The organism is Burkholderia sp. BC1, assembly GCF_052683555.1.
Map to the genome: position 1 here is coordinate 16,854 of NZ_JBQYLP010000209.1, position 10,516 is coordinate 27,369.

The window sequence follows — 10,516 nt, forward strand, 5'->3', positions numbered from 1 at the left end:
TCAGCCTCCGAGCGCGGAATAAAAAGGGGTACCGAAAAACAGCGTCGCCGCACCGCCGGCCGCAAGGAACGGGCCGAACGGAATCGGCTCCTCGAAACGCATGCGGCCGCGCCAGGTCGCGACGAGCCCGACGAGCGCGCCGGTCACGGCTGCGAACAGCACGACTTGCGGCAGCGCGGCCCAGCCGAGCCACGCGCCGAGCGCCGCGAGCAGTTTCAGGTCGCCAAAGCCGATGCCCTCGATGCCGCGCAGCCATTTGAACAGCCAGTAGATCGACCACAGGAACAGATAGCCGGCCATCGCGCCGATCACCGCCGAACGCAGCGACGCGAACGTGCCGCCGAGGTTCAGCGCGAGGCCGGCCCACAAGAGCGGCAGCGTCATCGAGTCGGGCAGGTAGCCGGTGCGCATGTCGATCGCGCTCATCGCGAGCAGCGCCGCGCACAGGCCGAACGCGGCCAGCGCGGTGCCCGTCATCCCGAAGGCCGCAAGCGAGCCGGCCGCGAGCAGGCCGCCGGCGAGCTCGACAAGCGGATAGCGCGCGCCGATCGGATGGCTGCACTGCCTGCAGCGCCCGCGCAGCAGCAGATAGCTGACGAGCGGGATGTTTTCCCACGCGCGCAGCACGTGGCCGCAATGCGGGCAGGCGCTGCGGGGACGGCAGAGGTCGTAGCGCAGCGGATAACCGTCGTCGGGCGCGGCCGCTGCATTGCCGGTTGCGTCGGCAATCTCGCGCTGCCACGCGCGCTCCATCATCACCGGCAACCGGTGCACGACCACGTTGACGAAGCTGCCGACGCAGAGGCCGAGCACGACTGCGAACGCGTACTGCACGGCAGGCGGCAGCATCGCCAGGGCGAGCAGCGTGCTCTCGGGCGCAGAAGAGGCGGCGTACAGGGGCGCGGGCGTCATGTTGCTGAGGGGTTCCGACAAAAAGGGCGATAGTGCGCTGCGATGCTACACCACGTTGCCGAGCTGAAGGATCGGCAGATACATCGCGATCACGAGGCCGCCGACGAGCGCGCCGAGAACGATCACGATCAGCGGTTCGCCGAGTGCGGCAAGCGTGTCGATGCGCGCATCGAGCTGATGTTCGGACAGCGTCGCGATGTCGGCGAGCATCGTGTCGAGCGCGCCGGTTTCTTCGGCGACGGCGATCGGCTGCACGATGTCGTCGGGGAAGCAGCCGCTCGCCTGCATCGCGTCGGCCAAGCGCGCGCCGCGCAGCACGCGCGCGGCGATCTGCGTGCTCGCCCGTTCGAACACGGGGTGGCCGGCCGTTCGCTCGAGCGTCGCGAACGCGTCGGCGAGCGGCACGCCGGCGCCGAGCAACGTCGCGAGCGAGCGGCACCAGCGCGCGGCCGCGTATCGCGTCAGCGTGTCGCCGATGAGCGGCGCGCGCAACGCCTGCCGCGCGAGCGCGTATCGCAGCGTCGGCGAGCGCCGCAGCGCGTGTTGCGCAACGAGCGCGGCTGCGGCTGCGCCGGCGGCCAGCGCGCCGCCCGATGCCGACAGCGCGGATGAGAGCGCGAGCAGCGCACGCGTCGGCGCCGGTAGCGCGGTGCCGAAACCGTCGAAGATCTGCCGGAAGGTCGGCACGACCCACACCATAAGCGCGGCCGCGATCGCGAGCGCAAACAGGATCACGACGGCCGGATAGGCGAGCGCCGCGCGCAGCTTGCGCCATTGCGCGTCCGCGCGTTCGCGATGCTCGGCGATGCGCATCAGCACCGTGCCGAGCGCGCTCGATGCTTCGCCGACCTCGATCAGCTGCCGATACAGCGTGCCGAACTGCGACGGGTACAGCGCGAGCGCGGCCGCGAAGCGTTGCCCGTCGACGATTTCGCGCGCGAGGCCGGCGGCGATGCGCGGCAGGCCGCCGTGCGTGCGCGTGCGCGACAGCATGTCGAGCGCCGGCGCGAGCGGCAGACCGGCCTGCAGCAGGCTCGCGAGCTGACGGGTGAAGCGCGTGACGTCGCGGGCACGCGCCGTCGGCGACTTTGCGGGCCCGCGCGCGTCGAGCGACAGCACCGCGATGCCGTCGCGCGCGAGCGCGGCGCGCGCTGCGGCGGCGTCGAACGCGATGACGGTGCCGCTGCGCGGCGTGCCATCGCGGCGACGGCCGCGCCAGGCGAAACGCGTCTCGCGAGGCGGTGCGCGCATGGTCATGTGTCCGGCGTGGCGGCGAGCGCTTCCGCGACGCTCGTCGTGCCGTCTCGAACGCGCGCGAGCGCCGCGTCACGCAAGGTGCGAACGCCTTCCGCCGCCGCGCATCGCGCGAGTTCGCCGACGCTCGCACGCGCGACGATACATTCGGCGAGCCGCGACGACACCGGCATCGTCTGATGGAGGCCGATGCGGCCGCGATAGCCGATGCCATGACATGCGGCGCAGCCGCGCGCGACGAACGGGCGCCATCCCGATTCGAGCGCGGGCGCGTCGCAGCCGGCGTCACGCAGCAGCGCGGCTGGCGCGTCCGACGGCTCGCGGCAGCCGACGCACAGCCGCCTGACGAGCCGTTGCGCCGTGACGAGGCGCAGCGCGGCCGCGAGGTTGTACGGCGCGACGCCGATGTCGAGCAGCCGTGCGATCGCGGCCGGCGCGTCGTTCGTATGCAGCGTCGACAGCACGAGATGGCCGGTCTGCGCGGCCTTGATCGCGACGTCGGCCGTTTCGGCATCGCGGATCTCGCCGACCATGATCACGTCCGGATCCTGCCGCAGCAGCGCGCGCAGCGCGGTCGCAAACGTGAGGCCGGCTTTTTCCGCGACGCCGACCTGATTGATGCCGTCGAGCTGGATTTCGGCCGGATCTTCGACCGTGCAGACGTTGTGGGCATCGCGATCGAGCATCTGCAGCGCGCAGTACAGCGACAGCGTCTTGCCGCTGCCGGTCGGGCCCGTGACGAGCACGAGGCCGTGCGGTGCGCGGATCGCCGCTTCCATCGCGCGCGCCTGCTGCGCATCGAAGCCTAGCGCGGCAAGCGTGAGATCGGGCGGCAGCGTTTCGAGCCGGCGCAGCACGAGCTTTTCTCCGAACAGCGTCGGCAGCGAGCTCACGCGGTAGTCGCCGCGCGTGCTGCCGCCGAGCGTAATCCGCAGCCGGCCGTCCTGCGGAAGCCGGCGCTCGGCGATGTCCATGCGCGCGAGCACCTTGATGCGCGTGACAAGGGCGTCGCGCAGGTGAACGGGCGGCCGCCCATGTTCGTGCAGCACGCCGTCGATGCGCAGCCGGATGCGCCAGCCGCCTTCGAACGGCTCGACATGAATGTCTGAGGCATCGCGTGCATGCGCCGCATGCAGCGTGTCGGTGAGCAGCCGCACCGCGGGTGCATCGTCGAGCTGCGTCGCATCGAGCGAGCGGGGCGCAGCGGCCGCTGCGTCGGAGGGCGCAGGCGCACGCGGCGCCGCGCGGGAAGCGGGAAAGTTCATGTGAGCCGGCGCGTCGGCCGCCGTTGATCGTGACGCGTACAGGATCGCGCGGCACGGCAGGCACCGGTAGTCGGCCGTTCGGTCAGGCGTGGCCGCGCCCATGACGGGCGTGCGGCGTTAGCGGGGAGGTTGGCGTGACGGTGAAACCCGTTCTTCTCGGGCATCGCAGCGGCGCGCGGGGCGGGGCGCCGCGCGCCGCGCGAACGAATGCGAACGCGTTAGCGCCGGACGCCGCCCTTCGCGCGCGATCCGGCACCGCGCGGCCGGAACAGCTTCACCGTGCGCACCGCCTGATCGTCGCTGCGCATGACTTCGAGCATCACGTCGCCGATCTTCAGGCAGACGTCGTCTTCCGGAATTTCCTCGAGGATTTCGAGAATCAGGCCGTTGAGCGTCTTCGGGCCGTCGGTCGGCAGCTTCAGGTGCAGCCAGCGATTCAGCTCGCGCAGCGGCATGCTGGCCGCGACGATGCATTCGCCGTTTTCATCCCAGCCGCCCGCGCGCTCGCTGCGCGGCATCGACGTCGTGAACTCGCCGATCAGTTCCTCGATGATGTCTTCGGGCGTGACGAGGCCTTCGAGTTCGCCGTATTCGTTGACGACGAGCGCGGTGCGCTGCCGGCTTTCCTGGAAATACTGCAGCTGCTGGACGACCGGCGTACCCGACGGCACGTAATACGGTTCCGCGAGCAGTTCGCGCAGCGTTTCGCGATCGAAATCCTGGTTATGCAGCGCGGTCAGCGTCTTGCGCACGTGCAGCACGCCGAGCACCTTGTCGATGTCGCCCTCGTAGACCACCAGCCGGTTGTGATAGCAGGTCTCGAGCTGATGCAGGATGTCGTCGAGCGGCGCATGGAAGTTGAGCGACTCGATCTGGCGGCGCGGCACCATGACGTCGTCGACGGTGATGTTCTCGAGATCGAACAGGTTGAGCAGGATGCTGCGGTGCTTGGTCGGCATGAAGCTGCTCGACTCGAGCACGATGGCACGCAGTTCGTCGGCCGACATCCGCTGATCGCGACCTTTCTTCGTGTTGATGCGCAGCGCCCAGAGCACGCCGTTCGCGAGCGCGTTGACGAACCAGACGACCGGCTTGAACACGCGCATCAGCGGCGCGATCACGAGGCTCGCGGGCAGCGCGATGCGCTCCGGAAACGTCGCGCCGACGATCTTCGGCGCGATCTCCGCGAACACGATGATCAGGAACGCGACGATGCCGGTCGCGATCGAGAGCGCGAGATTGTTACGGCCGAAGGTATGAAGCGCGATCGAGGTCGTGAGGACGGGGATGATCGTGTTGAACAGGTTGTTGCCGATCAGGATCACGCTGAGCAGCAGGTCGGTGCGCGTGAGCAGGCCTTGCGTCGCTTTCGCGCCGAGCGCGCCCTGGCCGACGAGATGCTTCAGCCGATGGCGATTGAGCGCCATCATGGCGGTCTCGGAGATGGAAAAGAAGCTGGAACAGAGGAGAAGCAGGAAGACGGCGCCGATTTGCGCCCATAAGGGAATTTGGTCCACGCGTGGAAAGGGCTGTGAAGGACAGGGATGGAGCGAATATAGCAGAGGCGGCCGTACCGATGCGGCACGCCGCTGCGGCAAGGGCGCCGCGCGTACGGACGAAAAAAAACCGTGCACATGGTGCACGGTTTTTACAAATCTGGTCGGGGTGAGAGGATTCGAACCTCCGGCCTCTACGTCCCGAACGCGTCAGTCAAAAGACGGTTTGACGGGGGTTTTGTCGCCATCGTAGTATTTGTTGGGACAAATTTGGGACAACGGTGGATGGGCACGATTACTAAGCGAGGCGATCTGCAATGGCAGGCAAAGGTGCGGCGGAAGGGGTTCCCGCAGCAATCACGCACATTCATGTACAAAGAGGATGCCGAGAAGTGGGTCCGGACCGTCGAGCGAGAGCTGGAGACCTCGGGGTTCGTCGATCGTCGTGAGGCAGAGAAGAACACGCTTGCGGAAGTGCTCCGCCGGTATCAGAAGGATGTTACGCCGCAAAAGAAATCGGCAGCGATCGAGTCCGTGAAGATCGACGTGCTGTTGCGTGACAAGGCGCTCGTGGGCCTGAAGATGTCCGCCGTCACGAGCGCCGCACTCGCGAAGTGGCGCGATCGCCGGCTCCAGGAAGTGACCGGTGCAACGGTCAACCGGGAGATCGACGTACTTTCGACGGTGCTGAATCATGCTCGGCGAGAGTGGGGGATTCACGTCGAGAACCCTGTCCCGTATGTCAAGCGACCCGAAAAGGCGCGCTCGCGGGATCGCCGGCTGTCGTCTGACGAAGAACGCTACTTGATGGCTGCGCTGACCGGCGGTGAACGACGGGAGGATGGCACCTTCAGCAAAGGCGCGCGGAACCCCTGGCTGCTGCCGCTCGTCGAGCTTGCTCTCGAAACGGCAATGCGACGCGGTGAGCTGCTATCCCTGCAATGGGAAAACGTCGACCTTGAGCGACGCACCGCTTACCTGCCCGATACAAAAAATGGGGACGCGCGTACGGTGCCGCTTTCGACACGGGCGACCCACATCTTGAAGGCGCTACCGTCGTATATCGCCGACAAAACTGGCGAACGCGTCGTCGGCCCGGTCTTTGCAACGACCGCGATGGCGCTGCGGAAGGGGTTCACGCGGGCGATCGAGAGAGCACAGCAGCAATACGCCGCAGATTGCAAGGAAGCCGGAAAGAAGCCTCTCCTAGGGTTTCTCAGTGACTTGCATTTCCACGATACCCGTCATGAGGCGGCGTCGCGGCTAGCTGACAAGCTCTCCAACGTGCTCGAGCTGTCGGCCGTGACGGGGCATCGCGATTTGCGAATGCTGAAGCGCTATTACCACCCCCGAGCGGAAGATCTAGCGAAGAAACTTGACTGATATGTCTTCGCGGGCGGTGGGAGTGGCGTCGGAGCAGCGGCGGCCGATCGGACGACGTTGACAATGGAATATCGGGACTGGAAGATGCCGACGTCGTAGGCGGGCGGAATGCCGGTCGTCGATTGACTCTACGTGCAGTGCAGGGTGCTCTTCGATTGAGGCACGAGTCAACAAATGGATAGGCTAAGCGCGGACAGACGTAGTGCGCTCATGAGGCGCGTGAGGCGAGCCGACACAGCGCCGGAGATGGTGGTTCGTCGCTTGGTCTATGGGATGGGGTACCGCTACAGGCTGCATGCCCGTGACCTGCCGGGGCGGCCGGACATGGTCTTTCGGGGGCGTCGCGCAGTTATCTTTGTGCATGGGTGCTTTTGGCACGGTCATTCATGCCTTCGAGGACGCCCGCCCGCGAGCAACGTCGATTTCTGGGCAGCAAAGCTGAAGCGAAATGCCGAGAGAGATCAAAGGGTCATTAGTGAGCTGCGAAAGTCCGGATGGCGGGTTCTAGTCATTTGGGAGTGTGAGTTGAAGGCTGGAGACGATTTGCAACGCACGATAAGGCGATTTCTCGAACAGGGCGACGAGCTGTGAACATGCGGCAGTGATGCTAGTGGAACTCGGAACGTTGCGCCGCGATAGCTGGCTTGATGGCTGACCTTCGCGTTGACCGGGCGGTGCGCTAGAATCTGCGCGCACAAAGACGTAACGGCATTTGGGGGCTACCGGCATCTAGGCGTGCTAGGGGCATGCTGCTTATCAACGCGCTTGAACCGGTTTTCACAACAAAGATGAAGCGAAAAGCAAAGATCAAAACGGTCGAGCTGTTCTCGGGTGCTGGGCTGATGAGCGAGGGCTTTCGCCGGCATGGCTTCGGCACAGTGCTGGCGGCCGAAGCGGATCCTCGAGCTGTCCAGTCGTTTAACCGAAATGTCGCAAATGTTGCGATCGAATGGGACGTCCAGAAGGTCCGAAAGGACATCGCCTGTGACGTGATCGTCGCGGGCCCCCCGTGTCAGGGATTCAGCAGTCTGGGAAAACGGCAGGTCCACGACGAGCGCAATCGCCTGTCGCTTTGCGTTGTCGATTGGGCACGGCACTCCGGCGCCGACGTTGTCGTTATCGAGAACGTGCCGCAATTTTTGCGGTCGTCCTATTGGGAGACGATCAAGCGTCGCCTATCGCGCCAGGGATTCGAATCTACCAGTTGGGTTCTCGATGCTGCAGACTTCGGGGCACCGCAACGAAGGGTCCGTGGATTTGGCATCCTCTCGAAGATCGGTTTACCCGCTCAACCGAAGAAAACGGTCAAGCGCCCCGTAACGGTCAGAGAGGCGTTTCAGGATATTCCGATCGAGGTGGACGAGGAAGGAATGCACGTCGCACCCGCTCCCTCCGAAATTGCCGCGCAGCGTTTCACGGTAATTCCACCCGGCGGGGATAAGCGCGATATCCTGCGCGCGGCACCGGACTTGTGCCCACCTTCGTGGGCGAGAATGGGCGCGCAGGCCGTCGATGTCTGGGGGCGTATGGAGTATGACAAGCCCGCAAACACCATCCGCTGTGCATTCCAGAACGCATCTAAGGGCCGCTACATCCATCCTTTGGCGGATCGGGTGATCTCGCTTCGCGAGGGAGCCCGCCTGCAAGGCGTTCCCGACCACTGGACCTTCGTCGGTGATCGGTCATCCATTGCGCGGCAGATCGGCAACGGTGTGCCGATACCGCTTGCCGCTGCCGTCGCTAAAGCTATTTCGACGCTGTTTTGATCTCAGTCTCAGGCGCCGTTGTCAGGGGCGCCGTCGAGTCCGGTGCTGCTCCTGCCGCGCTACCATCGTTCGCCGCCACGGGCGATGGCTGTCCTGGCGGTGTTCGTTGCGCCAGCAGTATGTGATCTTCCCCAAGATCCTTCTCCAACGCCCCGATGATCTCGGCGTGAGCCATCTCAGTATTTCGGATAAGTTCACGCAAATCGTAGACCTTCCACTCAGTGTTCGGGCCTGCTTTGCTGATTTGATTCTCCAGTGTTTGCGCGTCGCGAGTGCGCTTTTCAGGCTTTTCGCGGGTGCCAATCAGATAACCGGTTACCGCAATGGGATGATTAAATTTTCGATTGAGCCAGGCTTCGACGTCAGAGATATATCCTTGAAGTTGCGTGAGATGGCCGATTTCAAGCGGTATCGATGGCGATTTCAGTTCCACGACGCATACCTCATGCACCTGCGGATCGTTCATTAGGAAAACGAGGTCCGGCCGCAGATCCGGTTTTTTCGGATTATCCACCGAGAAATGGTCGACTTCGAGCTCCTTCGCGAGTTCTGAGCACGTTTTCTCCAGGGTCTCGTCCGATGTGACGTGCCGAGAAAACTCCTGGCGAATCAGCCACGGATATTTCTTTAGGAGGGAGTGCAGTTCTGCTTCGAACTGTTTCTTTCTCCACTCTTCTTCGCCTCGATCGGCGAGCTGTCGGAGTGCATTGATTGCTTCGCGCCGACCCCGAAAGATGGTAAGTGCCTGGCTCTTCTCGACTTCTGCCAGATCGCGCAACGCATCCGCGATCGCCGGCAGATCGGCCGGATTGGTGCCGATTTCGATCAGCCGGACCAAGACCTCCCCGGCATTCATGGTATCCATGACAAGAGGGGCGATTTCCTCGAACTCTTTCGAGCCGACACCAAACTGGGTGCCGAGCGTCTTCAATAGCTTTCGAGCGGGCTCTCTGGTTTTCTTGTCCATCCGCTCGATAATGCGCAGCCAGTTACTCTTCTGCGTCTTTATCTGCTGTTCGACTGCTTGGTCCTTGTGCTTGTAATGCGCGTTCAATGCTAACCGAAGGATATCGGTTATTCGATCGATGAATGCGATAACAAGTTCGCTTTCGCCCTTCAGTTGGGTGCGGTCAGTACTTACTAGGTCAATTCCCAATTCGTCGAGGATGTCCGCTTGGACGATGCACTCCATGTAGTCCTGGCCGTGATAGTTATGAACGCCGGACGGCAGTCGAAAGAGCGAAGGGCCAGCGGCGAGCCGATTGTGACAATAAATGCGAGCTCCTCGCTGGTCGCTTCTGAGGCTGTCCCCGGCCTTGCGGAATTTCACTACGTAATCGAATTGAAGCGATCCGACATCGTCTACCTTTACTTCGTCTCGGGCGAAACCATCGTGCGTGCGATTTTCTTCAGGTGGATATATGAAATCGTACTCTATCGAAGGCGTATCAAGCGGTTTTCCATTCACCTTTATAGAAAAATCCTCAACGCGAACCCCGAAGAAATTTTGGTGTAGCGTGTGCTGAAGGTCGTCGCTGCCGCGCTTCAACGCATCGCATCGAAGTCGGGAAAGGGTAATAATGGTTCCCTTCTCGCCAATTACGCCGTGCGGATAGGTTGCCGGGATTTTGACGCTGCCGAGATTAGGGGCGCTGCTGAGTTCAGCATAATCCATCTCGAAGACAGTCCAGAATTCATCCTCGGCGCGCTTCGTCTTCACCGTTACCTTTTCGGCAACCCCAAAACCCGCGAGTTTCCCGAGGCCCTTGCGTCCCATGACCTTTCTGCGTCGGTTTTCCGAGTGCAGATTTTTCTCTTTGCCGTCTCCGTCGAGCCGTCGCTTTCGGTTCACAGGAAGGAACTTACCGCGCACATCTTCGGGGTCCATCCCGTGCCCGTCATCCGTGATGACAATCTGGATGTCGTCGGGCAGCGGCAATAGCAAAACCGTAAACGGATCCATCGTCCCGTTCGCGACGGCATCTTTTGCCTGAGCCCGGACTGCGTTACGCGCCGCTGCGATACGATCGAACGGGATCGTCACGTCGACAAACGTCGCCTCCCCGTCATACGCGTTTGCGACGAATTCGACCATGCTTTTAGCCAAGGTCGAGTACATGTTGATGCCCAGTGCGTCTAGCATCCCGCCCTGGATCACCATGTCGAAATTTTGAGGCTGGGCTTTAGCGCGGGCCGACACTGCTGTGTCGGAGTTCGTTTGTTGGTTGGTCATAAAACGGTCCAGATGCAGGCCTTATTTATCTTTTGGGAAGGTAAAGCCGGCGCGATTGCGGCTTCGGCTCGCCCACGTGTACGGCGCCCCGGGGATGAACTGATCGGTCGACCTACCCCGGCGGTCGACCGTCAACGCAAGAAACGATTGCATGGAGCGCTAGGGAAACGCTGATCAATGGACCAACTTCCGAAGTTGCAGGCGAGA

Annotated in this window: 8 protein-coding genes; 3 read left to right on the plus strand and 5 right to left on the minus strand. The window is 63.2% G+C overall.

Annotated features, from left to right (window positions below):
- From ACSHSS_RS32020 to ACSHSS_RS32035, 4 genes are all read right to left on the minus strand, one after another.
- The gene (locus tag ACSHSS_RS32020) at positions 1 to 912 is read right to left on the minus strand and encodes a prepilin peptidase (protein WP_105841360.1); all 912 of its coding nucleotides are present in this window, start codon (positions 910 to 912) and stop codon (positions 1 to 3) included.
- A gap of 45 nt (positions 913 to 957) precedes the next feature.
- A complete protein-coding gene (locus tag ACSHSS_RS32025) occupies positions 958 to 2,169 on the minus strand; it encodes a type II secretion system F family protein (RefSeq protein ID WP_445546110.1) in 1,212 nt (403 codons plus the stop codon).
- Positions 2,166 to 3,431, minus strand: coding sequence for a GspE/PulE family protein (locus ACSHSS_RS32030; protein WP_445546111.1), 1,266 nt, complete (start codon positions 3,429 to 3,431; stop codon positions 2,166 to 2,168). Before ACSHSS_RS32030 ends, ACSHSS_RS32025 begins: the two co-directional genes overlap by 4 nt.
- A 218-nt stretch (positions 3,432 to 3,649) precedes the next feature.
- Positions 3,650 to 4,948, minus strand: coding sequence for an HlyC/CorC family transporter (locus ACSHSS_RS32035; protein ID WP_175684294.1), 1,299 nt, complete (start codon positions 4,946 to 4,948; stop codon positions 3,650 to 3,652).
- A gap of 264 nt (positions 4,949 to 5,212) precedes the next feature.
- On the opposite strand from ACSHSS_RS32035, the gene ACSHSS_RS32040 reads away from it, so the two are divergent.
- The 3 genes from ACSHSS_RS32040 (at position 5,213) to ACSHSS_RS32050 (ending at position 8,076) form a co-directional block, all read left to right on the plus strand.
- On the plus strand, positions 5,213 to 6,310 hold the full coding sequence (locus ACSHSS_RS32040) for a site-specific integrase (RefSeq protein ID WP_212161057.1): 1,098 nt from the start codon (positions 5,213 to 5,215) through the stop codon (positions 6,308 to 6,310).
- A 174-nt stretch (positions 6,311 to 6,484) separates the two neighbouring features.
- On the plus strand, positions 6,485 to 6,901 hold the full coding sequence (locus ACSHSS_RS32045; protein WP_212161053.1) for a very short patch repair endonuclease: 417 nt from the start codon (positions 6,485 to 6,487) through the stop codon (positions 6,899 to 6,901).
- Positions 6,902 to 7,056: 155 nt separating this feature from the next.
- On the plus strand, positions 7,057 to 8,076 hold the full coding sequence (locus ACSHSS_RS32050; protein WP_212161050.1) for a DNA cytosine methyltransferase: 1,020 nt from the start codon (positions 7,057 to 7,059) through the stop codon (positions 8,074 to 8,076).
- On the opposite strand, the gene ACSHSS_RS32055 is transcribed toward ACSHSS_RS32050, so the two are convergent.
- The gene (locus tag ACSHSS_RS32055; RefSeq protein ID WP_212161047.1) at positions 8,057 to 10,309 is read right to left on the minus strand and encodes an ATP-binding protein; all 2,253 of its coding nucleotides are present in this window, start codon (positions 10,307 to 10,309) and stop codon (positions 8,057 to 8,059) included. The genes ACSHSS_RS32050 and ACSHSS_RS32055 overlap by 20 nt on opposite strands.
- Positions 10,310 to 10,516 lie beyond the last annotated feature (207 nt).